This window comes from Thalassospira sp. ABD4_177, assembly GCF_056160125.1.
In genome coordinates this window covers 21,875-45,584 of the sequence record NZ_JBSWWO010000007.1, presented here as the reverse complement: position 1 = coordinate 45,584, position 23,710 = coordinate 21,875, and the positions used below count along the sequence as shown (strand labels likewise).

General features: G+C 53.7%; 20 protein-coding genes. 16 read left to right on the top strand and 4 right to left on the bottom strand.

Annotation, left to right across the window (positions count from 1 at the left end):
- Nucleotides 1-71 precede the first annotated feature (71 nt).
- The 4 genes from ACXAF0_RS19290 (at nucleotide 72) to queG (ending at nucleotide 5,683) form a co-directional block, all read left to right on the top strand.
- The gene (locus ACXAF0_RS19290; protein ID WP_475347453.1) at nucleotides 72-596 is read left to right on the top strand and encodes an RNA polymerase sigma factor; all 525 of its coding nucleotides are present in this window, start codon (nucleotides 72-74) and stop codon (nucleotides 594-596) included.
- A 154-nt stretch (nucleotides 597-750) separates the two neighbouring features.
- On the top strand, nucleotides 751-1,746 hold the full coding sequence (locus ACXAF0_RS19285; RefSeq protein ID WP_475347452.1) for a FecR family protein: 996 nt from the start codon (nucleotides 751-753) through the stop codon (nucleotides 1,744-1,746).
- 176 nt (nucleotides 1,747-1,922) lie between these two features.
- Nucleotides 1,923-4,409 carry a TonB-dependent siderophore receptor gene (locus ACXAF0_RS19280; RefSeq protein ID WP_475347451.1) on the top strand — a complete coding sequence of 829 codons (2,487 nt, stop codon included), beginning with the start codon at nucleotides 1,923-1,925 and terminating at the stop codon, nucleotides 4,407-4,409.
- A gap of 119 nt (nucleotides 4,410-4,528) precedes the next feature.
- On the top strand, nucleotides 4,529-5,683 hold the full coding sequence (gene queG / locus ACXAF0_RS19275) for a tRNA epoxyqueuosine(34) reductase QueG (RefSeq protein WP_475347450.1): 1,155 nt from the start codon (nucleotides 4,529-4,531) through the stop codon (nucleotides 5,681-5,683).
- A 6-nt stretch (nucleotides 5,684-5,689) separates the two neighbouring features.
- On the opposite strand, the gene ACXAF0_RS19270 is transcribed toward queG, so the two are convergent.
- Nucleotides 5,690-6,469, bottom strand: a complete 780-nt coding sequence (locus ACXAF0_RS19270; RefSeq protein ID WP_475347449.1) for a phosphodiesterase — start codon at nucleotides 6,467-6,469, stop codon at nucleotides 5,690-5,692.
- A gap of 74 nt (nucleotides 6,470-6,543) precedes the next feature.
- On the opposite strand from ACXAF0_RS19270, the gene ACXAF0_RS19265 reads away from it, so the two are divergent.
- Nucleotides 6,544-6,813, top strand: a complete 270-nt coding sequence (locus ACXAF0_RS19265) for a ribbon-helix-helix domain-containing protein (protein ID WP_475347448.1) — start codon at nucleotides 6,544-6,546, stop codon at nucleotides 6,811-6,813.
- A gap of 11 nt (nucleotides 6,814-6,824) precedes the next feature.
- Nucleotides 6,825-8,684, top strand: coding sequence for an asparagine synthase (glutamine-hydrolyzing) (gene asnB / locus ACXAF0_RS19260; protein WP_475347447.1), 1,860 nt, complete (start codon nucleotides 6,825-6,827; stop codon nucleotides 8,682-8,684).
- Here the strand turns inward: asnB and ACXAF0_RS19255 are convergent.
- Nucleotides 8,652-9,731 carry a response regulator gene (locus ACXAF0_RS19255; RefSeq protein WP_475347446.1) on the bottom strand — a complete coding sequence of 360 codons (1,080 nt, stop codon included), beginning with the start codon at nucleotides 9,729-9,731 and terminating at the stop codon, nucleotides 8,652-8,654. The two genes, asnB and ACXAF0_RS19255, sit on opposite strands and share 33 nt — an antisense overlap.
- A 278-nt stretch (nucleotides 9,732-10,009) precedes the next feature.
- Here ACXAF0_RS19255 and ACXAF0_RS19250 point away from each other — a divergent pair, with 278 nt between their 5' ends.
- From ACXAF0_RS19250 to ACXAF0_RS19210, 9 genes are all read left to right on the top strand, one after another.
- Nucleotides 10,010-10,885, top strand: a complete 876-nt coding sequence (locus ACXAF0_RS19250; RefSeq protein WP_475347445.1) for a MurR/RpiR family transcriptional regulator — start codon at nucleotides 10,010-10,012, stop codon at nucleotides 10,883-10,885.
- Nucleotides 10,886-10,907: 22 nt separating this feature from the next.
- Nucleotides 10,908-12,296: an aspartate aminotransferase family protein gene (locus tag ACXAF0_RS19245; protein WP_475347444.1), complete on the top strand. Its 1,389-nt coding sequence runs from the start codon at nucleotides 10,908-10,910 to the stop codon at nucleotides 12,294-12,296.
- Complete coding sequence (locus ACXAF0_RS19240) at nucleotides 12,296-13,126, top strand: beta-keto acid cleavage family enzyme (protein ID WP_475347443.1); 831 nt, start codon at nucleotides 12,296-12,298, stop codon at nucleotides 13,124-13,126. The genes ACXAF0_RS19245 and ACXAF0_RS19240 overlap by 1 nt, the downstream gene beginning before the upstream one ends.
- Nucleotides 13,127-13,332: 206 nt before the next feature.
- A complete protein-coding gene (locus ACXAF0_RS19235; protein WP_475347442.1) occupies nucleotides 13,333-14,310 on the top strand; it encodes a TAXI family TRAP transporter solute-binding subunit in 978 nt (325 codons plus the stop codon).
- A 198-nt stretch (nucleotides 14,311-14,508) separates the two neighbouring features.
- The gene (locus ACXAF0_RS19230) at nucleotides 14,509-17,112 is read left to right on the top strand and encodes a TRAP transporter permease (protein WP_475347441.1); all 2,604 of its coding nucleotides are present in this window, start codon (nucleotides 14,509-14,511) and stop codon (nucleotides 17,110-17,112) included.
- Between the two features lie 14 nt (nucleotides 17,113-17,126).
- A complete protein-coding gene (locus ACXAF0_RS19225) occupies nucleotides 17,127-17,555 on the top strand; it encodes a universal stress protein (protein WP_475347440.1) in 429 nt (142 codons plus the stop codon).
- 40 nt (nucleotides 17,556-17,595) lie between these two features.
- On the top strand, nucleotides 17,596-18,048 hold the full coding sequence (locus tag ACXAF0_RS19220) for a hypothetical protein (protein WP_475347439.1): 453 nt from the start codon (nucleotides 17,596-17,598) through the stop codon (nucleotides 18,046-18,048).
- A 208-nt stretch (nucleotides 18,049-18,256) separates the two neighbouring features.
- Nucleotides 18,257-19,129, top strand: a complete 873-nt coding sequence (locus tag ACXAF0_RS19215) for a formylglycine-generating enzyme family protein (protein WP_475347438.1) — start codon at nucleotides 18,257-18,259, stop codon at nucleotides 19,127-19,129.
- A 186-nt stretch (nucleotides 19,130-19,315) separates the two neighbouring features.
- Nucleotides 19,316-20,056 carry a DUF6969 family protein gene (locus tag ACXAF0_RS19210; protein ID WP_475347437.1) on the top strand — a complete coding sequence of 247 codons (741 nt, stop codon included), beginning with the start codon at nucleotides 19,316-19,318 and terminating at the stop codon, nucleotides 20,054-20,056.
- Between the two features lie 101 nt (nucleotides 20,057-20,157).
- On the opposite strand, the gene ACXAF0_RS19205 is transcribed toward ACXAF0_RS19210, so the two are convergent.
- Nucleotides 20,158-20,556 carry a c-type cytochrome gene (locus tag ACXAF0_RS19205; RefSeq protein WP_475347436.1) on the bottom strand — a complete coding sequence of 133 codons (399 nt, stop codon included), beginning with the start codon at nucleotides 20,554-20,556 and terminating at the stop codon, nucleotides 20,158-20,160.
- Nucleotides 20,557-21,027: 471 nt separating this feature from the next.
- Here ACXAF0_RS19205 and spbR point away from each other — a divergent pair, with 471 nt between their 5' ends.
- Nucleotides 21,028-22,164: a SpbR family protein gene (gene spbR, locus ACXAF0_RS19200; RefSeq protein WP_475347435.1), complete on the top strand. Its 1,137-nt coding sequence runs from the start codon at nucleotides 21,028-21,030 to the stop codon at nucleotides 22,162-22,164.
- 143 nt (nucleotides 22,165-22,307) lie between these two features.
- Here spbR and ACXAF0_RS19195 read toward each other — a convergent pair whose 3' ends face one another.
- Nucleotides 22,308-23,699 carry a TRAP transporter large permease gene (locus ACXAF0_RS19195; RefSeq protein ID WP_475347434.1) on the bottom strand — a complete coding sequence of 464 codons (1,392 nt, stop codon included), beginning with the start codon at nucleotides 23,697-23,699 and terminating at the stop codon, nucleotides 22,308-22,310.
- Between the last annotated feature and the right edge of the window lie 11 nt (nucleotides 23,700-23,710).

Here is a 23,710-nt window from a genome sequence, read left to right as displayed (position 1 = left end):
AAGTTGAGTTTGCTGTTATTCGATTGCCATCAGGTATTTGCCTGTCTTTTGGCAACGAATGGTCGACATCAATGGCGCGCAGCAGCGCATCAATCTTGATTGCAAGTTTTCAGGAAAACTATGAGCAGCTTTTGCGGTTTTTGACCCGGAAGCTGAATGGCGATTCTGAACGCGCAGCCGATGTAGTGCAGGATACCTATGTCCGGCTTGCCGGCACGTCCGACCTTGATGAAACCATCGATAACCCGCGCGCCTATATCTATCGCGTCGCGGGGAACCTTGCGATTGATCGCATTCGTCGTGAACGACGGATGTCGGCGCATGTCGAAACGGACCAGGCGCAATCAGACATTCATGACCCGCAACCGGGCCCGGAAAAGATTGTCCTTTCGCGTGAACAGATCGCGATCATGGATCAAGCGCTTTCCGAGTTGCCCGATAAACCACGCCAGGCACTTTTGCTGTTTCGTGTTGATGGGCTGTCGCACACCGAAATCGCCGACCGGCTGGGTGTTTCAAACAGCATGGTCGCCAAATATATCGCGCGTGCTTTAAAGCATTGCCGTGATGCCCTTTTGGTGGAGGGCAAAAAATAATGATAAATTTTGTTGCGGATTTGATTGTGGTTATTCGTCTAATGAACAGGGGTTGCGTGTCACGCGCGGCCAGAATGGATATTCGGGGATACAGGTTTTGGCGTCCGGTATAAGCACAGATCAAACCACAGTGCTACAGGGCTATGACGATGACATGATCGTACTCAGCGATCAGGCCATCGAACGTCTGGTGCATCTGCATTCCGGGGATGCCAAGTCTGCCGAATTTCATGAATTCGAAATCTGGCGCGCCCAAAGCGACGCCCATGAACGCGCCGCCCGCGATGCAGAAAGCCTGATTGGTGCCGTTGGCGAAACCCAAATCGCCCAGCATGCCGACTGGCGCGAGCCGGTTGCCCTGCAAGGCGCGTCGTTGACCTCGACTGTCTCCAACAACCCATCGGCTTCTGCGCGGTCGTACGGTTTTATGCGTCGACGCCCGGTTGTTTCTGCCGTGGCCGGTATCGCTGCGATGCTGATGCTGGTGTTTGCGGGCTTTGAAGCCGGGGACATATGGAACCGCTATAACGCGGACTATGTGACCGATACGGGGCAGTATCAGACCATCGAACTTCCCGACGGGTCTGTGGCGCATATGAATACGGCATCTGCCTTCTCGATTGATTTTTCCGGTGATGTGCGGCGTGTCAGTTTGGCGTTCGGTGAAGTCATCTTTGATGTTGCCAAGGATGCTGATCATCCGTTTGTCGTCGTAGCCCTTGATGGCGAAGCCATGGCCGTTGGCACGGTATATGGCGTTCGCATCAAGGATGACTGCGCAAAGGTCACCGTGCAGGAAGGCATTGTCGAGGTCCGCAATGGCGCGGGTCCGGCTCTTCGGTTGTCTGCCGGGGAACAAGGGGCCTATCAAAGCGGGCAGGCACCGGAATTCAACGCGAATGCCGATATTGCCACTTATGGCAGCTGGCAGCGCGGCAAGCTGATCTTTAACAGCCAGCCGCTGGGCGCGGTGATTGCCGAAGCGCAGCGTCATACATCCGGGCGGATCGTTGTCGCCCGTGACGCACTGCGCGATATGAAAGTCACCGGCGTGTTTGAGACCGCTGGGCTGGATGATTTGCTGCAATCGATCGAGCAGACCACCGGTGCCCACGTCCTGAAGCTGCCGCTCCTCACCGTAATCTACTAGGCGCAAAGGCCCAGTTTCCGGACGGTTTGCAAAAAAATCCAAAAAAATTGAAAAATCTGCTGCAAGTCTCGTTGGATGAGATCGTCTTAAGGTCAAAGGCGAATGATTGTAGTTCTGAATATCATTCGCAATAGAGAATCTAACCAAAAGGCCTTATGATGAATTCAGCAAATTCGATGACGAAAACGACCTCCAATGTGTCGTTTGACCGCCATCACGGGGTAGCGCGCAGCCTTTGGATGCGCAGACTTGTTGCAACGACTCTTATGTCTGGATCGGCGCTGTTGAGCCCGTGGCAGGCAGAAGCTGCAAATATTGCACAGGATGTTTCTGATCGTGTCGAACTTGCTCAGTCAACCAGTGTCATACTTGATATTCCGGCCCAAAGCCTTGACCGTGCCCTGACCAGCCTGGCAGATCAGGCGAACCTTAAACTGTTCTTCCCGTCTCAGGGGCTGGCCGATATTGATGCGCCCGCCCTTCAGGGCGAAATGCCGGTTGAGTCGGCGCTTGGCGCTTTGCTAAGAGGATCAGGTTATACTTGGCGCTACACCGATGGCGGTATCATCACCATTGAAAAGCTCTCGGCCAGTGATGAAAATGTTCTTGATCCTATTCGTGTCGAGGGGAATGCGCAATTTGAAACGGCAGACAGTCCCGTTGAGGGATATATTGCTCAGCGTTCGCGTACGGCTACTAAAACGGATACACCGTTGCTAGAAACTGCGCGAAGTGTTTCCGTTGTAACTTCGGGAATTTTGGAAGAACAGGCGGCAACCACGGTTGAGCAGGCGCTTAATTACACTGCAGGAACGTTTACAGGGTATGCGGGTGCTTCAAACAGGTATGACTATGTAATTGTTCGCGGGCAACCTGATCGTAGTATCACCAATATTGCCTTGGATGGTTTGAGTCTGTTGAACGATGATGGCACTTATAGCTCAATGCAGATTGACCCGTATTTCATTGACCGTATAGACGTTCTCAAAGGGCCGGCATCTGTTCTGTATGGGCAAAACCCAGCGGGTGGTCTGGTTGCACTTTCCAGTAAGCGGCCCGAATATACGCAGGCCGGGGAAACATACCTTACTTATGGTTTACGTGATCATATTGAGGGTGGGATAGATGTGACCGGTCCTGTTGGAGAGAGTGGAAAAGTAGCTTACCGCATTACAGCAAAAGGAAAAACTGCCAAGACCCAATTTGAGGATATCAAGGAAGAAAGATATGCTGTTTCGCCTCAAGTAACTGCTGAATTTACGGAAAATACCCGATTGACGGTTTCCGCCTATCTGCAGAATGATCCAGCGGGCGGCGTCCATCATGGATTGCCAGCAGAAGGTACGCTCTATCCGCGCAATGGGCAATATATTGCAAACAGTTTCTTTGATGGAGAACCAGGAGAAGAGACGTTCAAGCGCAAGCAAGTCATGTTGGGGTATGAGCTTGAACATAACATCAATGATATCTGGTCTGTGCGGCAGAACTTTCGTTACATTCACTCAGATGTTGATGTTGCACAAATCTACCAAATTGGATGGAACGGCACGACAAATGAACTTAATCGTTACTTCACGGGGGCCGATGAAGAGTTAAATGGATTTGTGATTGATAACCAGGCACAAGTTAATTTTACCACGGGTTCATTATCACATGACCTTCTAATGGGCATAGATTATCAGGATCGCAAGACCAGAACTGATTGGTTTTTCGGTAATATTCCTAGCCTGAATGCTTTTAATCCGGTTTATGGAAATAGCAGCCTAACAGGTCGTACCGACACGCAGGAAACCCGATACATGGATCAAACAGGTCTGTACCTTCAAGATCAGGTAGCTTGGCATAATTGGCGCTTTTCATTTGGTCTGAGGCAGGATTGGTTGAATACTTCCAAACTCAATAGGCTGTCCGATACGACTGTGAGTGAAAATTATACTGATCTTACCAAACAGGCTGGGGTTCTTTACAAATTCAACAACGGAGTTGCTCCGTATTTCAGTTATTCGGAGGCTTTTACGCCGAGTGTTTACACTGATTCAGCGGGAAACTTGCTTAAGCCGACTTCTAGTCAGCAGTTTGAAGCCGGAATTAAGTATCAACCAGAAGGGTATGACCTTTTGCTGACAGGTGCGTTATATCATCTGAAAGAAGATAATGTGGCAACTCGTGTGCCGGGTGTGCAGTACAATAGACCAGCGGGGACACGGGAAAATAATGGCATTGAGCTTGAAGCAAGATCGAAAGTTACAAATAATCTGTCTGTAATGGCTAGTTACAGTTACAATGAGAGCGAATATACTAAAACGGTTGATCCAAATCTAATGGGGAAAACACCGACCCGGATTCCTGATCATCTGGCCTCTGTTTGGTTGCATTACTTGTTTGATCACGGTGATCTAAGTGGCTTGAAAATTGGCGGTGGTGCACGTTATGTCGGTGAAAGTTGGGCGGATGACGATAACACTATCAAGGTGCCAAACTATACTTTATTTGATCTAGCTTTGACATATGACTTGGATAGAGTTGGATTGAATAATGCAGCCTTTCAATTGAACGTAAATAATCTCATGGATGAGGAATATGTCAGTGCTTGCCAAAGCGCTACTTATTGCTATTTCGGTGAGGAGCGTACTGTTCTGGCAACTATGAAATACAGGTTCTAAAGGTAGGTCGCTCGGATTTCAGGGCCGCAGCTTCAAGCTGCGGCCTTTTGCGTTTCGGGCAGATGATTATATAAGGCAGCAGAGAGAGGCCGTGAAACAAGACAAGCCGGACCCAAGCCATGACGACCAAAACGCGCCAAAACATCACGTTTGAGATGCTTCAGGCCAAAGCCCGTGAAATCGGCTTTGAAGTCTGTGGTGTGGCGCGTCCGGCTATTGATGCCCGGAATCAAAAGCGGCTCGACGAATTTGTCGCGGCGGGTGAATACGGATCGATGGAATGGATGAATGATCCGGAACGCCTGCCACGTCGGCGTGACCCGGCAATGCTATGGCCGGACGTCAAATCCGTGATTGTCCTTGGCAGCAACTATGGCCCAGCCATTGACCCGATGGTATTGCTGGATCATCCCGACCGGGCGATGATTTCGGTCTATGCCAAGAACAAGGACTATCACGACCTGATCAAAAAGCGCCTGAAGCAGCTGGCGCGCTGGGTCGTTGAGCAGTCCGGCGGGACGGAGCAGGTCAAGGTGTTTGTCGATACCGCCCCGGTTCTCGAAAAGCCGCTCGGGCAGGCATCTGGGGTTGGCTGGCAGGGAAAGCACACCAACCTTGTATCTCGCGGATTTGGCAGCTGGCTGTTTCTGGGCGAGGTTTTTACAACCCTTGAACTGCCCAAAGCCGAGCCTGAAATCGATCATTGCGGGTCCTGCTCGAAATGCCTGTCAGCCTGTCCGACAGATGCCTTTCCAGCCCCTTACAAGCTTGATGCGCGCAAATGCATTTCGTATCTGACGATTGAACATGACGGACCGATCCCGGTCGAGTTCCGCAAACCCATGGGCAATCGGATTTATGGCTGTGATGATTGTCTGGCAGCTTGCCCATGGAACAAGTTTGCCACCCGAACGGAAGAACTGGCCTTTATCCCGCGTGTCGAGCTGACCGCGCCGCGACTGGCGGATTTCCTTGATCTGGATGATGCAGGCTTTCGCGCCTTCTTTACCGGATCGCCGATCAAGCGGATTGGCCGGGCAAAGTTCCTGCGCAATGTTTTGATCGCTGCGGGCAATAGTGGGGCGCCGCGTCTGATTCCGCGTATTGAAAAGCTGCTGTCAGATGAAAGTGCCTTGATCCGTGCCAGTGCAGTCTGGGCCCTGTCGCAATTGATGGAGCCTGCGGCGTTTGCCCAAAAGCGCGACACATATGCGGCGGGCGAAGCGGACGCAACCGTTCGCGAGGAATGGGATCGGGCTGCAGAAGCGGCCTGAGCCAACCTACATATCAAATTTCACGAAATTGAAGTGATAGCGAAGCCCACCCGCGCTATCGGCAAAGGCAATACCATAACCCGGTCCAAGCGGGTTGGGATCCTGGAGCTCTTCTTCTTTCTCGTGACGGAAATCAAGCGGTTCACCTGATTGGGTGCTGTTGCCAAGAATAAACGGAACGCCAAGCCAGGTGCCGGTCGACGGACGATGCAGGTGGCCAAAGAACAGATGTTTGATCTGCGGATTGGCGGAGACGATTTCTCCAAATGCGTCTTCGGCATCAAGGCGGATCGTATCCATAAAGGGCAAACCCATTTCCATCGGTGGGTGGTGCATGAACAGGAAGGTCGGCGTGTCGCGATGGGCCGTCAGTTCATCACGTAACCAGTCCAAGCGTTGTGCGCACAACGTACCGTGATGGTGACCGGGCACGATACTGTCCATCATCACAAAGCGCACATCATTGAAGGTTTGCCCGAAATTGACAAAGCCATGGGTGTCGGTTTCGGTTGTCGGGAAGGCATCGCAAAATGCTTCGCGGATATCGTGATTACCCGGAATAATCAGATAGGGAATGGCAAGATCCGAGAGGATCTCGACCGCGTGTTCATACTGTTCCGGCGTGCCGCGATGGGTGATGTCACCAGTGATGACGCAGATTTCAGCATCCGTGTGATAGGTATTGACCTCGGCAATGACCTTGCGGAGCGTCGCGGCCGCATCGGGTTGGCGCGATACGTCATTTCGGGCCAGAATGTGAAGGTCGGAAAGATGTATGAATTTCATGTCGATGCCCTATCATGGCGGAAAGCTTTTGAAATCATGGCCGTTTTTACCCAAGAATCAAAGATTAAACGCCGATGGAAGATGCCGTTCGTAAAAGATCAGTGACAATTGCCGGCCACCGGACAAGCTTTTCCCTCGAAGATGCTTTCTGGGAAGAACTGCTCGGCATTGCGGAACGGCGCGACATGACGCTGGCCGAACTGGTTGTCGAAATCGATACGGAGCGTGAAGGCAATCTTTCAAGTGCCCTGCGTCTGTTTGTCCTGCGCGATCTGCAAAACCGGTTGGCGGGCAGTGATGATGCCGAGGTTCCCGATCCTGAAAGCCGCAACGACCGGATTTAGGCAGGGTAACCATGTGTGGCATCGCGGGCATAACCCAACCAGACGATCCGACTGCCATCTATGCCATGCTCCGAAACCTTGCCCACCGTGGGCCGGATGGTTCGGGCCGCTGGGTTGATCCAGATGGAAAGATCGTTCTTGGATGCACCCGCCTTGCCACAACCGATCTGAGCGATCAGGTCAATCAGCCGCTTGTCACGTCAGATGGGCGATTTGTTCTGGTCTTTAACGGCTATATTGCCGGGCATCGGCGACGGATGCAGACGGCATGTAGCGATGGATTGGCGTTTGAAACCCAAAATGATGCGGAACTCGTGCTGCAAGTGCTGGCCGATGCGATCCGGCGTGGGGATGAGCCAGCCCATGTGCTTTCAACCCTGTCCGGGCAATATGCGCTTGCCTTGTGGGACGCAACGCAATCCTGCCTGTGGTTGGCGCGTGATCCGTTGGGGATCAAGTCGCTATATGTGTTTGATCGCCCAGACGGGCAAATTGCCTTTGCCTCAGAGATAGCGGCGTTTTCTGCGATTGCGGAACTTGTGCCGGATAAAACCATCAAGCCGAAATATCTCGCCCATCTTTTCGTGCCCGCACCGGAAACGGGGATAAAGGGCGTAACACTTCTTCCGCCTGGGACGGTCTTGCGGTGGCAGGCGGGTACGGTTTCAAAGGAACGCGTTGCCCACCCTGCACATAGAGCAAATGGGGCTGGGCAGGTAGCCGGACCCGAAGCGTTCCAATCTGCTGTTCGACAATCTGTTGCCGATGCCATGGATGCAGATTGCCCGGTCGGGTGTCTGGTTTCAGGTGGGCTGGATAGCGCCGGGGTTGCGGCACTGGCGTCAGATGTCGCCCGAGCGCATGGACAGAAGCCACCGATGGCTTTTGTCATGGGGTTTGATGATGCCGCGATTGATGAAACGACTGCTGCCCAAAACCTGTGTCGGCATCTTGGACAAGAATTGCATGTCGTTCCCGCACCGACAAAGCCAGAGGAAATTCATCAGGAGCTTGTTGCCGCATTACGCAGTGTCGGCGGGCCTTTTGCCAATCCGTCGATTGTTCTGATGCGGTGTCTTTCAAAGGCGGTCAGTGCGGATGTCAAAGTTTGCCTGTCTGGGGATGGCGGGGATGAGTTGTTTGGTGGCTATCCGCGTTATCGGGCCGCAAAGCTCTACGAAAAATATTGGCGACACGTGCCCACGCCCGCGCGGCGGTTGATGGCAAAATTGCCGGGGATTGGCAAACGCAGGGAAGTTCATCGCTTTCTTTCGGGCGCGTCAGGTGGCCGCGAGCATGCCTTTGCTGTCTGGAACAATCGATGTGCCATTCCGGAATGCTATGCCCGGATGGCTGTGCGGCAAGAGCTGGATGAAGGGCTGGTTGAGGTGATGATGGGGTTTGATCGCGATGTGACCCTGCCGGGTAACCAGCTGCTGATGTCGGATCGGTGCGGGATGGCGCATGGTCTGGAATATCGCCTGCCGCTTCTGGGGCATGATGTTGTGCGCATCGCCGGGTCCATTCCAGCATTGCAACATCTTGAAGGTGGCCCGAAAACCCTGTGGCGTCGGGCCATCGCGCCTTATCTGCCAGCAGAGCATATCCAGAACCGCAAGATTGGATTTAATCCGCCGGTGGCAAAGTGGCTTAATGATGTTGCGCAATATCTTTGGGGGAATGAGCGCCGCATTCTTGAGGTGGTGTTTGCCGATGTTGCGATTTCACGCGCGGTCAAAGCTGCTTACTGGAAACGCGCGGTATCTGGCGATGATCTGGATATGGCGATTGGTGTCTGGGCGCTGATGGTTTGGCAGATTTGGCAGGATTTGGAGAAATCAGGCGTGCGGCGCACTGCTGATATTGCGTGACCGACGATACAGGTTGAGCGCGGTCAGGGCAGTGGGCGCGAGCTGCACCACCTGGCGCGACAGCGACAGCAGGCGGTTTTCGTCGGGATCATCATCTTCAAAGACCGACTGGGTGGTTTCGCACAGCTCGGAAAGCTGGCGCAGACCAAAGGTACCAGACGTGCTTTTAAGCGCATGGACTTCATTGCGGACCGTGGTCATGTCGTCTTCTGACAGGGCCTTGTCGATCTTGACCAGACGGGATTCTGTTTCATTGATAAAAATCTCGATCCCGCATCCGGCCCCTTCATCGCCGGCATCGGTATAAAGCTGTTCAAGAATGCGGACATCAAGAACCGGGCTTGTCAGGGATTCCGGACGCGACGGGCGGCCGATCCTGGCACCCTTGCTGCGTTTTTGAATGGCGTTTGGATCACCATTGGTACCCGCACGCCGAATGATCAGTTCCTGCATGGTTTCAATCAGCTTTTGCCGCTGAATGGGTTTGTTGATGAAATCATCAACACCCGATTGGCGGGCAATCACATTCCAGTCGCGCGTTTGATGGGCAGAAAGCGCAATGATCGGCGTGCGGGACACCGGACCATTCATGTGGCGAATGCGTCGGGTCGTATGCAGCCCGTCCATATCGGGCATTTCGACATCCATCAGGATCAGGTCGGCATTCACCCCGCGTTTGAGCATATTCAAAACAGTCTGGCCGTTGCTGGCCTCGACGATGCCATATCCTTCGGCCTGCAGAATCCGCCGCGCGACCATACGGTTGCTTTCGCTGTCATCGGCAATGATCACGGTCCCGATTTTGGCATCGTTGGCAGAGCTTGCCAGATCGGGGCGGTCGGAGTGCGGGGCCTGTGGTTTGACAAAGCAGACAGAAATCATGCCGCCGTCAGCAAGCTCGGTTTCGTTGAAGATCAGGTCTTCTTCGGAAATGCCGGAAATCAATTGTTCCCACGCCGGATTGGCAAAGACAATCCGTTCGTCTGCGTCAAAAAGCGCAATGCCAGCCTGCGCTTGTTTAAGGGATTCAATGATCTTCGTTTCCATGAAGCATCCACCGATTCGGTGTCTTGATCTCCACCAAGAAGCACATTTGCGTTTCCAGTATGAAACGCCTCAGTTTCATCTGTGAGTTCCGCTATTTTTACAGTTTTTTCTAATAAGTCCATGTTTTTCCGACGTCACACAAAATGTGACGTCCCATCAAATGAAACAAAAGTCCGAAACATATGTTTCATTTTATGAGATGTTGAAACATTTGTTGAGTGTTGGCGTGACCTGTGTCGTAATCATGTCTTCCTTGGGAATTCACGGGTGTCCGGGTCATGGGTGTGCAAACTGATTTGCGTGAAAAGCTGATATCGGACTACGCCAAGCTCAGTCCGCAAATGCAAAAGGCTGCGCGCTATATCCTTGATCATCCAAGTGACGTCGCCCTGCGTTCCATGCGTGCCCTGGCGCGCGCCGCAAACGTGCCGCCAAGTACCGTGACCCGCCTGATGAACGCGATTGGTGTTAAAACCTGGCAGGAATTTCGCGACCATTATCAGAACCGTCTGCTTGATCAGCCGGCAAGCTACGCGCAGCGCGCACGCGAAACCCAGCGCACGGAAAATGATGCCAATCGGGACGAGCATCTTCTTGAAAGTATCTGCCGCACCGAGATCGATAATATCAGTGCGGCCTTCTCTCCTGAACTCGTTGCCGCAATGATCGAAGCCTGCGAGGCGATCGAAGATGCCCGTCAGGTCTTTATCGTTGGGCGCGGTGCGGCCTGTCCGTCGGCGTCTCAGTTTGCCTATGCCTATCGGCTGTTTTGCGACAATGGGGTTCTGGTCGATGGCCATTCGGGCACCTTTGGCGATGAGCTGCGCGGCATCGGGCGACGTGACCTTTTGATTGCTGTCGGGGCAAAGCCCTATATCCGCGATACGGTAAGGGCTGTCGAATTTGCCCGTTCGCAGCACTGTCCGGTGATTGCCGTAACAGATTCCGATGTGTCGCCGATTGCGATGGATGCGCTTTGCAAGCTTGTCGTGCGTGATACGTCACAGTCCTTTTTCCAAAGTTTTACCGCCGCCCTTTCGGTCATGCAGGCCCTTGTTGCCCTGCTGGTTGCACGTGGTGGTCCGAAGGCCCTGCAACGGATCGCTGTTGCAGAAGAACAACTCGCTGTCTTCGATACATACCTTGAAGACTAGGCATTTTACGGAACGTCCGAACATGACCAACGTGTCAAACTCTGCCAATTCCTCTGACCTGGCGCCCAATGCCGGAACCCGCGTGCTCCATCGTACGAGCACATCCACCCCGCCGCGCGCTGTCCGGGGCGAGGGGATTTATATCTTTGATCAGAACGGAAAGAGTTATCTGGATGCCTGCGGTGGTGCGGCCGTGTCATGTCTTGGCCATTCCGATCCGGATGTCCGGGCGGCCATGCATGCCCAGATTGATCAGATCGCCTATGCCCATTCCGGGTTCTTTTCATCCGATGCGATGGAAGAACTGGCCGATGAACTGGTGACATCCGCACCCGAAGGCATTGATAAAGTCTATTTCGTGTCCGGCGGGTCAGAGGCAACGGAAGCCGCCCTTAAGATGGCGCGACAGTATTTTCTCGAAATTGGCCAGCCGGACCGCAAATACGTTATCGCGCGTCGCCAATCCTATCATGGTAATACGCTTGGCGCGTTGTCGGTTGGCGGCAATATGTGGCGGCGCAAACAGTTTGAACCGCTTCTGATTACCGCAAGCCACATTGCACCTGTTTACCCGTATCGCGATCAGCGCGCGGATGAAACGCCAGAGGCCTATGGCCTTCGGGTTGCCAATGAACTGGAGACCGCGATCCTTGAGCTGGGACCTGATAACGTCGCGGCATTTGTTGCCGAACCGGTTGTCGGGGCCACGGCAGGGGCGCTCGCACCGGTGCCGGGTTATTTCAAACGCGTGCGCGAGATTTGTGATCAATATGGTGTTTTGCTGATCCTCGACGAGGTCATGTGTGGCATGGGGCGCACGGGCACCCTGCACGCGATTGAGCAGGAGGGCATTTCGGGCGATTTGCAAACCATCGCCAAGGGACTTGGTGCCGGATATCAGCCGATTGGTGCGGTGCTTGTGTCCAAGAAAATCAACGATGCCATTGCCAATGGGTCTGGGTTTTTCCAGCACGGCCATACCTATCAGGGGCACGCAACCGCCTGTGCCGCCGCCCTTGCGACCCAGCGTGCGATCAAGGAACGCAACCTTCTGGCCAATGTGCTCAAACAGGGGGAGAACCTTGTGGACGCGTTGCAGGCCAAATTGGGGCAGCATCCGTTTGTCGGCGATATCCGTGGACGCGGGCTGTTTCGCGGCGTGGAGCTTGTTGCAGATCGTGAAACCAAGGATCCGTTTGACCCCGCCCTTAAAATCAATGCCAAGATCAAAAAGGCTGCCTTTGCCCGCGGGCTGATGGCCTATCCGATGGGGGGCACGATTGATGGTGTGCGCGGCGACCATGTGTTGTTCGCCCCGGCCTTTATTATTGATGAAAATGATGTCGCCAAGATCGTCGATCTGTTCGCCGGTGCACTTGATGATGTCTTCAAGGCAGAGGGATTGGTGTAATGGCATATGGTGACAAGCCATTTCTGATCGCATCTGCCCCAAACGGGGCGCGCAAAACCCAGGCCGATGTGCCAAACATTCCGATCACCCCGGCCGAAGTCGCCAGGACGGCCACGGAATGCAAGGCAGCAGGGGCCGCGATGATGCACCTGCATGTGCGCGATGATGACCAGAAACACAGCCTTGATGTGGGGCGGTATCGTGAAATGCTTGCTGAAGTGAAATCCGCTGTCGGCGATGAGATGCTGTTGCAGGTCACGACCGAGGCGGTGGGCATTTATACCGCCCAGCAGCAGATGGAAATGATCAGAAACCTCGTGCCAGAGGCCGTGTCGATTGCCGTGCGCGAAATTGCGCCCGATGATGCGGACCTTAATGCGTTAAAATCATTTTTTGAATTCATGCGCGAAACACAGGTTGCGCCGCAGTTGATCCTGTATGCGCCCGAAGATGTCACACGCTTTAACCAGCTTGTCGAAATCGGGGTGCTGCCCGGTGACAAGTTCCCGGTTTTGTTTGTGCTGGGGCGTTACATCGCAGGTCAGGTATCGCAGCCGTCTGATCTTTTGCCGTTTATTGGCGCCAGCCCGTATGTCTCGGAATGGATGCTATGTGCCTTTGGGGCTTATGAAAATGCCTGCATTCTGACCGGTGCCGGGCTGGGTGGGCATGCGCGTATCGGATTTGAAAACAATCACCTTAGGGTTGACGGATCGCCCGCTTCGAATAATGCTGAGCTGATTGCCCAGGCACATGACGGTTCAATCTTGATGGGGCGGCAGATCGCCACAGGCGAACAAGCCCGCCAGATGATGCAACCCATGTGGTAGGAGGGGCAAAACGAAACAGCTAACACGCAAAAATACGTAAATTTGTCAGGAGGTTTCGGGGTTATAGGCTTTTATTCCGACATGTCGGACACTATAATCCCCATCGTCGAAACATCTGATTTTTCTGATGTTTCCGTGTAATTCAGTGGTTCGATGTCGAACACTGAAATGCCTTATAACAGGGTGTATAAAGGGAGCGAATCCTTATGAAAAAACTTATTGCTGTAGCGGGTGCAGTCGCTGCAATCGCAGGTGCCTCGTTGTTTGCCGGTCAGGCATCGGCACAGGAAAACCGTTTCATCACCATCGGTACCGGTGGTGTGACCGGTGTGTACTACCCGACCGGTGGTGCAATCTGCCGTCTGGTCAACAAGGATCGCAAAGAGCACGGCATTCGTTGCTCGGTCGAATCCACTGGTGGTTCGGTCTACAACATCAACACCATTCGTACCGGCGAGCTCGACATGGGTGTTGCCCAGTCTGACTGGCAGTACCATGCCTATAACGGTACTTCGAAATTCGAAGACCAGGGTCCGTTCGAAGACCTGCGTGCTGTATTCTCCGTCCATCCGGAGCCGTTCACCGTTGTTGCCCGTGCTGATGCCGGCATCAAAACCTTTGACGATCTCAAAGGTAAGCGCGTGAACATCGGTAACCCGGGTTCGGGTCAGCGCGGCACCATGGACATCGTTCTGGCTGCCAAGGGCTGGACCCTTGATGACTTCTCGCTGGCATCCGAGCTGAAGCCGGCCGAGCAGTCCCAGGCGCTTTGCGACAACAAGATCGACGCGATGATCTACACCGTTGGTCACCCGTCCGGTTCGATCCAGGAAGCAACCACTGCCTGTGATTCGGTTCTGGTTGAAGTTGCCGGCCCGGCCATCGACAAGCTGATCGCGGACAACCCGTACTACCGTGCAGCCACCATTCCGGGCGGCATGTATCGTGGTAACCCGGATGACGTCGTAACCTTCGGCGTTGGCGCGACCTTCGTGTCCTCGACCAACACCGATGCAGACGTTGTCTACAACGTTGTCAAAGCAGTCTTTGAAAACTTCGATGATTTCAAAAAGCTGCATCCGGCATTCTCTGTCCTGAAGAAAGAAGAAATGATCAAGGACGGTCTGTCGGCTCCGCTGCATGACGGCGCAGCCAAGTACTACAAAGAAGCAGGCCTGATGTAATCAGTCTTGGGACGGAGGGCGTTTTTCGCCCTCCGTTTTTCTTTTGCGCCCAACGGGGTTGCTCACAAAAATTGAATAAACATGACACCGTGATTTAGGTGTTGGAGTACTCCGTGGGGGACCGGGTGTGTGTCGACGGAGGCTTTTTGTTTCTGGACCACCAGTTCAATTGGCTTTCGTAGTGACCGGGAGTTTGTGATGACTGACGATCAAAAAACGGAAAAACCGTCCGTCGATCAGGGGCTGCAGGACCTGATTGCGGAAAATGATACAGGGGCCCGTCAGCCAAGTGGTTTGACGGCGAAAATATTGTTGTGGCTTGCCGTTGCGTGGTCACTTTTCCAGCTTTGGCTTGCGTCGCCATTGCCGTTTATCTTTAATTTTGGCGTTTTGAACTCGACCGAAGCACGGTCGATCCATCTCGCATTTGCTATTTTCCTGGCCTTCATGGCCTATCCGGCCTTTAAGAATTCCCCGCGTAGCTATATCCCGATCGTTGATTGGGTGCTGGCCGCGGTTGGTGCGTTCTGTGCGGCCTATATTTACATTTTCTATCGCGACCTTTCCGATCGTCCGGGCCTGCCGATCACGGCTGACCTTGTTGCGGCCGGTGTTGGCCTTGTCATGTTGCTTGAAGCAACCCGTCGTGCCCTTGGCCCGCCGCTCATGATCGTTGCCATGGTGTTCCTGGCTTATGTCTTCTTTGGGAATGCCGCCTGGGTGCCGGATGTTCTGCAATGGAGTGGCGCAAGCTTCTCCAAGGCGATGTCGCATCAGTGGATCACTACCGAGGGCGTGTTTGGTATCGCGCTTGGTGTGTCCACCAGCTTTGTGTTCCTGTTTGTCCTGTTCGGATCCCTTCTCGATAAGGCGGGTGCAGGCAACTATTTCATCAAGGTGGCGTTTGCTGCCCTTGGGCACATGCGCGGTGGCCCGGCAAAGGCCGCTGTTTTGTCCTCGGCGATGACCGGTCTTATTTCCGGCTCCTCGATTGCCAACGTTGTTACAACGGGTACCTTTACCATTCCGTTGATGAAGCGCGTTGGCTTCCCGGGTGAAAAGGCCGGGGCGGTCGAAGTTGCATCCTCGGTCAATGGTCAGATCATGCCGCCGGTCATGGGGGCTGCGGCCTTCCTGATGGTGGAATATGTCGGCATCCCGTATCCGGAAGTCATCAAGCATGCCTTCCTGCCTGCAACGATTTCCTATATCGCGCTGATTTACATCGTTCACCTTGAGGCGCTTAAGGCGAACATGCAGGGCCTGCCGAAACGGGTGACCTCTACCCTTGGTCAGACTTTGATCAGATCGCTTCTGTTCGTGCTGTCGCTCGTGGTTCTGTCGGGTATCGTCTATTACGCCATTGTTTTCCAGAAAGCCCTGTTTGGTGATGGGGTTGGCTGGTTCGTTGCGGCGGAATGTGCGGTGATTTATCTGGCTGGTCTTTATTACGCGGCCAAATATCCTGATCTTGAAATGGATGACCCCAACCAGCCTGTTGTCGAACTGCCCGCGTTGGGTGAGACCGCCAAGGCTGGCCTGCATTATCTGCTGCCGGTCGTGGTGCTGGTTTGGTTCCTGATGATCGAGCTGAAATCACCGGGACTGTCTGCCTTTTGGGCGACGGTTCTGATGATCTTCATCATGCTGACCCAACATGCCGTCAAGGGTTTCTTCCGCAAGAAACCTGATTTTGCCAATGATCTGAAACTTGGTGTTATCGACGTCATTGATGGTTTTGCCACCGGTGCGCGTAACATGATCGGTATTGGTGTTGCCACTGCGGCTGCCGGTATCATCGTGGGTACGGTTTCGCTGACCGGGATCGGTCAGGTGATGGTTGAATTCGTCGAACTGATTTCGGGCGGCAATCTGATGCTGATCCTGATCTTTACAGCCATTATCAGCCTGATCCTTGGCATGGGGCTTCCGACCACGGCGAACTACATCGTGGTATCAAGCCTGATGGCACCGGTGATTGTCGAGTTGGGGGCTGCAAACGGACTGATCGTGCCGCTGATCGCGGTTCACCTGTTCGTCTTCTATTTCGGCATCATGGCCGATGTGACGCCACCCGTGGGTTTGGCATCCTTTGCCGCAGCAGCCGTTTCGGGGTCTGATCCGATGAAGACGGGGCTGGTCGCATTCTTCTATTCGATGCGTACAGCGGTTCTGCCGTTCCTGTTCCTGTTTAACACCCAGCTTCTGATGATCGGTCTGGATCATCCGGTGGATGTGGTGGTGGTGGTGGTGGTTTCGACAATCGCCATGCTGGTCTTTGCTGCAGCAACGCAAGGCTACTTCTTTGCCCGGTCGAAGCTGTGGGAAAGTGCGGCATTGCTGTTGATCGCCTTCACCCTGTTCCGCCCGGGGTTCTGGCTCGACATGATTGCGCCGCCTTATGAGAACCTGCCGGCGACAACCATTGTCGAAGATGCCGCCAACATGCCCCCGGAATCGAGCATCCTTCTGGATGTCGAAGGGATCAGCATCGAAGGCGACGAGGTTTCCAAATCCGTGATGCTGCCCTTGGGGCCCGCAGGATCGGGTGAGGATCGCTTGTATCATGCTGGTATCGGCATTCGTGACGAAGAGGGTCGTATCTATATCGATGATCTGGTCTTTGCCGGCCCGGCGGAAAAAGCTGGTCTTGATTTCGACTTTGAAATCACCGCAGTTAAGGTCGAGGCAGATCGTCCGGCCAAGGAGGTCTTCTTTATCCCGGCCTTCCTGTTGCTGGGCGGGATCATTGTTCTTCAACGCCGACGCAAGCGCAGCGAAGACGCGCTTGGTACGGCCTGACAGGGAGCGTAAACATGTACAAGGATATTCTGGTCACAGTAGATCTTGATCATGAGTCTTCCTGGAAGAAGGCCATACCGGTGGCAATCAAGCAGGCGCAAAGCTTTAGCGCGCGTTTGCATGTCCTGACCGTGGTGCCCACGGTCGGGATGTCGATGGTCGGTCAGTTCTTCCCGAAGGGCTATGAAACCAAGGTTCTCGAAACCTATAACGAGCGCCTGCATGAATTTGTGTCCGAGCATATTCCCTCAGACATCAAGGTGCAGCACATCGTCGGCCAGGGAACGGTTTACGAGGTCATCTTGCATATGGCCAAGAAAACCAATTGCGACCTGATTGTCATCGGGGCGCATCGCCCGGAACTCAAAGACTATCTTTTGGGCCCGAACGCAGCGCGCGTTGTGCGCCATGCGGAATGTTCGGTCATGGTCGTGCGCGACTAGGGTTTGAGTGCCATTTGGCCTGAAAACAAGAACGGGGGCGATGCCATGGCATCGCCCCCGTTTGCGTTGGAACGGATCAAATGATCAGTTTGCCGCGCACGGGTTGGCGGCACACGGATTGGCCGCACAAGGGTTGGCTGCTGCGCACGGGTTTGCTGCACAAGGGTTTGCAGCACACGGGGTGCAGGGATTAATTTTCTTGGTAGCACACGGATTAGCTGTGCACGGGTTGCACGGTGAGCAGCTGGCAACTTCCGCAGCCGGTGTCGAAAGCGGGGCTGCCATTGCCATCGGGGTTGCCATCGCAAGGCTGGTGCCAATCGCCATTGCCGGGATCAATGCTTTTTGGGTGAAAGTCATGGATTTCTTGTTCATGTCGTGCCTCTCTGTAGGTCCGGTAAGATTAAGCCGGGGCGTTCCATCGCCCGTCGGTGAAGGCACTATGGTCCAATTCTTTCTGGAAGCGGCGTCACATGGTTTCACTGTTATGTGAGTCCGTCGTGTTCACAGGACCGGTGGTCGCGGCCGAACTAACAGCCTGTTTCAAAAAGAGAATGTCAAAAATACTGTCCTGCCTTGGTCAAAGCGATTGAAAGTGCGATGAAATTTCCGCATCTTGTGCTCAGGGAAAAGGACGGGTGAAAATGCAGATCCGCTTGAAGAAAGCGTGAGACGCATCACCGATCAGGACGGAAGTTTGTATGAGAGTCGGGGACTGTATCGCAGATATCTGGAAATTCTGCGCTGTCGCATGTGTTGTTGGCCTCGCAGGAGTCTCCGAGGGACAGGCAGCCGGTAACGGAATCCCGGACACGGTTCGTATCCCGTCCGGCTGGTTCTGGCAGGGGTCCGATTCCATCGAACGCCAGTATGCCTATGAAATCGATGAACAGGTCCATGGCCATGACATCAGCCGTCGCAACAGATGGTATGATCTCGAAGCCGATAAATGGCGTGTCCATTTGCTGGCCTACGATATGGGCAAAACGCCCGTTACCAACGCCCAGTATGCTGCCTTCATTGAAGAAACCGGCCACCCGGCACCAGATATCAATCAGGAAGATTGGGAACGCCAGGGCCTGATCTATAATTACGATACCGTCTTGCCGTTCTTGTGGAACAACGGCAATCCTCCGCGTGGACGGGGTAATCATCCTGTGGTTCTGGTGTCCTGGCAGGATGCCAATGCCTATGCCACCTGGCTCAGCGAGAAGACAGGTGATAACTGGCGTCTGCCCGATGAACTTCATTGGGAAAAAGCCGCCCGCGGACCGGACGGGACGTTTTATCCGTGGGGCAACATATTTGATTCAACCCGATTGAACAGTGCCGATAAGGGGCCGTTTGATACCGTTCCGGTCGGTCAGTTTGAAGAAGGCCCCTATGGCCTGTATGACGGTGTTGGACAGGTGTTCGAATGGACATCTTCATCATCCCAGCCCGGCTATCGCATCGTCAAAGGTGGGTCATGGGATGATCGAGGCTGTGGCGTTTGTCGCCCGGCAGCCCGTCATGGTCGCCCGGAATTTCTCAAGCATATCCTGATCGGTTTTCGGGTCATGCGCGACCAATAGGTCGATGGTCGCACACATTATCGGTTCCAGTCGCATGTACCAGTTTTGTGCGGCGCCCCAAAGTTTGTTGCAAAGCGTCCTGAAATCACTAACTGTTGATAGGGGTTCATTGGCGCGATCAGGGAAAAACCACCTTAATTTGTCCATACAGAATGATGGGTGGATCGCAACGATGTTGGTGAAGATATGACTGAAGATACACTTGATTTGGTGTCGATCCCGACAGACCAACTGGAAAAGATGTTGGCAGCCGGGCGTGACGTCATGGAATGTCACCGGGTCCTGACCGCCACGGGCGATAACATCGTCGGCGAGTTGATCAAGGGCGGTGGGACGTTTTACGAATGGACGCATTACCCCCAGGGCGATGTCTATGACCGCCAGTCCCACGCACAGTTCTATTACCACGCCCATCCCAAGGAAGAACGCCGGGACTGGGACGAACATGGCCATTTCCATACATTCATGCGCCCTCGTGGCATGCCCGATGGTTGCAAGCCCAAAGAAATTGACGGTTTTGACTATCCCGAAGGCCCGAACGATGCGCTGTCACATCTGATTGCGTTTTCGATGGATGAGTTCGGTTTCTGTCAGCGCCTGTTTACGACCAATCGTTGGGTGACCGGTGAAGTCTGGTATGACGCCGAAGACGTCGTTGGCATGCTTGATGGCTTTGTCATTGACCATGCGCAGCCATCCTGGCCGGTCAACCGCTGGGTTTCGGGCATGATGGTGCTGTTCCGTCCGCAAATTGAAAAGCTGATCCGTGAACGTGATCAGGCTGTGGCGGACTGGATGGACAAACATCCGGACCGGGATGTCTATGAGGACCGCGAACTTGAAGTGACCTCGACCCTTGATGTGGCGACGGTCGAACAGATGCGCGCGGTTGGTGAAGAACTTCTGCGCCGGCGTGAGGCGGCCTGACGTTCCTGGTTCTATCGGGCTGTGCGGATCATGATCTGCAAAACAAAAATGGCCGGGGCAATATGCGCCGGCCATTTTGCGGTTTCACAGGAAAACAGAATTTACTGGGTTTTCAGGAACTCGATGATGTCCGCGACATCGGAATCTTTTTTGAGTTTGAAGGCCATTTTGGAACGCTGCTTGGAACCGGCAATTTCGCTGAGCTTTGCGGACGGATCCTTCAGGTAATCGGTCAGGAATGCTTCATCGGCGACAAAGCCTTTTTCGCAAGCGGCCTGATAGCCACGACCGTATTTGAAACCTTCTGCCGCGCCGCATTCACGACCGAATGCACCAGCAAGGCTCGGGCCGACCTTGTTTACACCAGCATCAAGGCTGTGGCAGGCAGCGCAGCGTTTGAAAAGTTTTTCACCCTTTGCCGCATCACCGGCAAGTGCAGGTGCCGCCGACAGGAAAACGAGGGAGCTGGCAACGAGAACCAGCTTGCGCGAAAACGTCATTATGAGCCTCTCTCTTATTTCGTTGGTCCCGATTGTCGGGATAATGCACCGCGTTCTGGCGCATCTGTGGTAACCGCAAGGTCAAGGCGGCAGTTTTGCATGCATGAACATGGTGCATGACCGCTTGATCTTCAAAAACTGGTAACCAGATTTATCATATTGTGATGATGAAGAATTTGAGTTTAGTCAATTTTTCGTCGGTGCTGTCGGAATTTGCCAGATTTCTCGTCTTTTGATCGCTGGCAAATAATTTACGACTGAAATAGTGTGTTTTTGCCATGGCGGCAGGTGGTCAGATTTGAACCGTCCGGCATCGGGATAAAATTGCCGATGTTTATTGATCAACAGGATGGTTGAAAATCAGGACCTTGTGTCCCAACTAAGGAAAATATGTTTGTCGATTTCCTGCCGGAAGTATAATCTTGCGCAGTAATTTGGCAGCCATGTGAGAAGCGTGCCAGGAGATATCTATTGCCACGTATCACCAAAGAAGATCTGAGCAAGCTGGTTCAGGACCCGTCCGGGTCAAACCGTGCCGATACGGCTGAGAAAATCAGCCGTGAATTCACGACCGAAACCCTGACGGACAGCGAACGTGTTCTGGCCGAAGATATTTTCCGTCTGATGATCCGCGACGCGGAAGTACGCGTTCGTAAGGCCCTTGCAAAGAACCTTGCCCAGACACCTCTGGTGCCCCACGACGTTGCTGCGACCTTGGCGCGCGATGTTGATGATGTTGCCCTGCCGGTTCTTGAATTTTCCGAAGTACTCAATGATGACGATCTTGTCGATATCATTGGCGACAATGCAGACAGTGTTGAAAAGCAGCGCGCGATTGCCTCGCGTGCCCACGTGTCCGAAGTTGTTTCGGCAACACTGGTTGATATCGGCCACGAAGACGTGATGGTCGATCTGATGTCAAACCAGGGTGCGGAAATCAGCGAGGTTTCCTTGCAAAAGGTCGTTGATGATTTCGGCGACAATGAACGCATCCAGAAACCTATGATCGAACGCAACCATTTGCCGATCACGATTGCCGAACGCATGGTCACCTTGGTGTCCGAACGGATGCGCTCACAACTGATTTCGCGCGGCCATATCCCAGAGGGCATTGTCAATGCCGTGATGACCCAGTCGCAAGAAAGCGCGACCATCGGCTTGCTCGGCGACGGGGTTGAAGAACGCGATGTCGAATTGCTTGTTGAGCACCTTTATACCAACAATCGTTTGACCAGCGGCCTGATCCTGCGGGCCCTTTGCATGGGTGATGTTTCGTTCTTTGAAGCGGCCTTGGCAAAACGGGCAGGCGTATCTCTGATCAATACCCGGATACTGATCCATGACAGCGGACCGTTTGGTCTGGAAGCGATCTATAACAAGGCCGGTATGCCAGAGCATTTCTTCCCCGGTGTCCGTGCTGCCATCGAAGTGGCGCGCGAAACATCGTTTGATGGTGAAGAACATGACAAGGAACGCTATTCCCGCCGGATGATTGAACGGGTTCTGACCCAGTATGGTGATCTCGGCGTCGAGTTCGATTCAGATGATGTCGATTATCTTATGGGCCGCATGCTGCAGCTTCCCGGTGAACGGGCGATGCATCACTGATCAGCCGCACGATATACTGAAACTAAATTAAAGCCGCCCGATCATGGATCCGGGCGGTTTTCTTTTGGGCCGGTGAATTGCCAAACCCAAACAAAGGGCGCTGTTGGTGACAGCGCCCTTTTCATCAATTGGTGTTACCCACGCTATTCAAGAATCGTGTTGGGCATCCAGAGTGCCAGTTCCGGGAAGTACATCACCAAAAGCAACCCGACAACCTGCAGCAGCACGAAGGGAATAATGCCCTTGTAGATCTGCTGGATGGAAATCGACTTTGGCGCCACGCCTTTGAGATAGAACAGGGCAAACCCGAAGGGCGGCGTTAAGAAGCTTGTTTGCAGGTTCACCGCCACAAGGACCGCAAACCAGGTCAGAACCTGTGCTTCGCTCGCTTCCAGGCCACCGATATCCAGGTGATGACCGAAATCAAGCTGGGCAATAACCGGTGCAAAGATCGGCAGAACGATCAGGGTGATCTCGACCCAGTCAAAGAAGAAGCCAAGGATAAAGACAATCAGCATCAGCAAAAGCAGAATGCCCCACGGTCCCAAACCGGCACTTTCGACAAGGTCGATCACCAGATCATCGCCGCCAAGCGAACGGAACACATAGGAAAACACCGTTGCACCGGCAAACAGGAAGAATAACATCGCGCCGGTAAGAGCCGAACGTTCGCAAACATCCTTGAGAACCGGCCATTTCAGACGTCCCTTGACCAATGCAAGGAAAGTCGCGCCAACCGCACCAACGCCTGCGGCTTCGGTCGGTGTGGCAAAACCGGCAAAGATCGATCCCAGAACCAGAACAATCAGGAAGACCGGTGGCAGGAAGCTGCGCACCACCATCATGACAAGGTCCTTGCCATGGACTGCTTCACCCTCTGGTAGTGGCGGGGCAAGGGACGGGTTCAACTGACAGCGTACAAAGATATAAAGGGTATAAAGACCTGCTAGGATCAGGCCCGGAAGGATGGCCGCCAGGAACAGGTTGCCGACGGAAACGGAAAGAAGATCGGACATCAGAACCAGCATGATCGATGGCGGGATCAAAATCCCCAGCGTCCCCGATGCGGCAATTGTCCCGGTGGCAAGTGACGGGTCATAGTTACGACGCATCATGACCGGCAGGGCCAGCAGGGTCATCATCACGACTGATGCGCCGATAATGCCGGTGGTTGCCGCCATGATGGTCCCCATCAGGGTTACCGACAGGGCAAGACCACCCGGGACCTTGCGCAGCAGCATGTTAAGGCATTCCAGAAGATCTTCTGCAACACCACTTTTTTCAAGCATCGTGCCCATATAGATAAACATCGGCACGGCGACCATCACCATATTTTCGGAAATGCCGCCCCAGATGCGAGAGACGATATTGAAAAATTCAATAAAAGAGAAAACGTCATAGGCCATGCCCAGGAAGCCAAAGCCGATCCCGATGCCTGAAATGACGAATGCAACCGGAAGTCCCGTGAAGACAAGCATGCCCAGCGAGGCAAACATGAACAGCGGAAACCAGTCTTCGATATAGAAGTTACCCATTTGGAATTATC

Bases quoted from the DNA above. Each gene is read 5' to 3' on its own strand.
- ACXAF0_RS19290 (WP_475347453.1), top strand. From the start codon at position 72: ATGGCGCGCAGCAGCGCATCAATCTTGATTGCAAGTTTTCAGGAAAAC.
- ACXAF0_RS19285 (WP_475347452.1), top strand. From the start codon at position 751: ATGATCGTACTCAGCGATCAGGCCATCGAACGTCTGGTGCATCTGCAT.
- ACXAF0_RS19280 (WP_475347451.1), top strand. From the start codon at position 1,923: ATGACGAAAACGACCTCCAATGTGTCGTTTGACCGCCATCACGGGGTA.
- queG (WP_475347450.1), top strand. From the start codon at position 4,529: ATGACGACCAAAACGCGCCAAAACATCACGTTTGAGATGCTTCAGGCC.
- ACXAF0_RS19270 (WP_475347449.1), bottom strand. From the start codon at position 6,469: ATGAAATTCATACATCTTTCCGACCTTCACATTCTGGCCCGAAATGAC.
- ACXAF0_RS19265 (WP_475347448.1), top strand. From the start codon at position 6,544: ATGGAAGATGCCGTTCGTAAAAGATCAGTGACAATTGCCGGCCACCGG.
- asnB (WP_475347447.1), top strand. From the start codon at position 6,825: ATGTGTGGCATCGCGGGCATAACCCAACCAGACGATCCGACTGCCATC.
- ACXAF0_RS19255 (WP_475347446.1), bottom strand. From the start codon at position 9,731: ATGGAAACGAAGATCATTGAATCCCTTAAACAAGCGCAGGCTGGCATT.
- ACXAF0_RS19250 (WP_475347445.1), top strand. From the start codon at position 10,010: ATGGGTGTGCAAACTGATTTGCGTGAAAAGCTGATATCGGACTACGCC.
- ACXAF0_RS19245 (WP_475347444.1), top strand. From the start codon at position 10,908: ATGACCAACGTGTCAAACTCTGCCAATTCCTCTGACCTGGCGCCCAAT.
- ACXAF0_RS19240 (WP_475347443.1), top strand. From the start codon at position 12,296: ATGGCATATGGTGACAAGCCATTTCTGATCGCATCTGCCCCAAACGGG.
- ACXAF0_RS19235 (WP_475347442.1), top strand. From the start codon at position 13,333: ATGAAAAAACTTATTGCTGTAGCGGGTGCAGTCGCTGCAATCGCAGGT.
- ACXAF0_RS19230 (WP_475347441.1), top strand. From the start codon at position 14,509: ATGACTGACGATCAAAAAACGGAAAAACCGTCCGTCGATCAGGGGCTG.
- ACXAF0_RS19225 (WP_475347440.1), top strand. From the start codon at position 17,127: ATGTACAAGGATATTCTGGTCACAGTAGATCTTGATCATGAGTCTTCC.
- ACXAF0_RS19220 (WP_475347439.1), top strand. From the start codon at position 17,596: ATGCCATGGCATCGCCCCCGTTTGCGTTGGAACGGATCAAATGATCAG.
- ACXAF0_RS19215 (WP_475347438.1), top strand. From the start codon at position 18,257: ATGAGAGTCGGGGACTGTATCGCAGATATCTGGAAATTCTGCGCTGTC.
- ACXAF0_RS19210 (WP_475347437.1), top strand. From the start codon at position 19,316: ATGACTGAAGATACACTTGATTTGGTGTCGATCCCGACAGACCAACTG.
- ACXAF0_RS19205 (WP_475347436.1), bottom strand. From the start codon at position 20,556: ATGACGTTTTCGCGCAAGCTGGTTCTCGTTGCCAGCTCCCTCGTTTTC.
- ACXAF0_RS19195 (WP_475347434.1), bottom strand. From the start codon at position 23,699: ATGGGTAACTTCTATATCGAAGACTGGTTTCCGCTGTTCATGTTTGCC.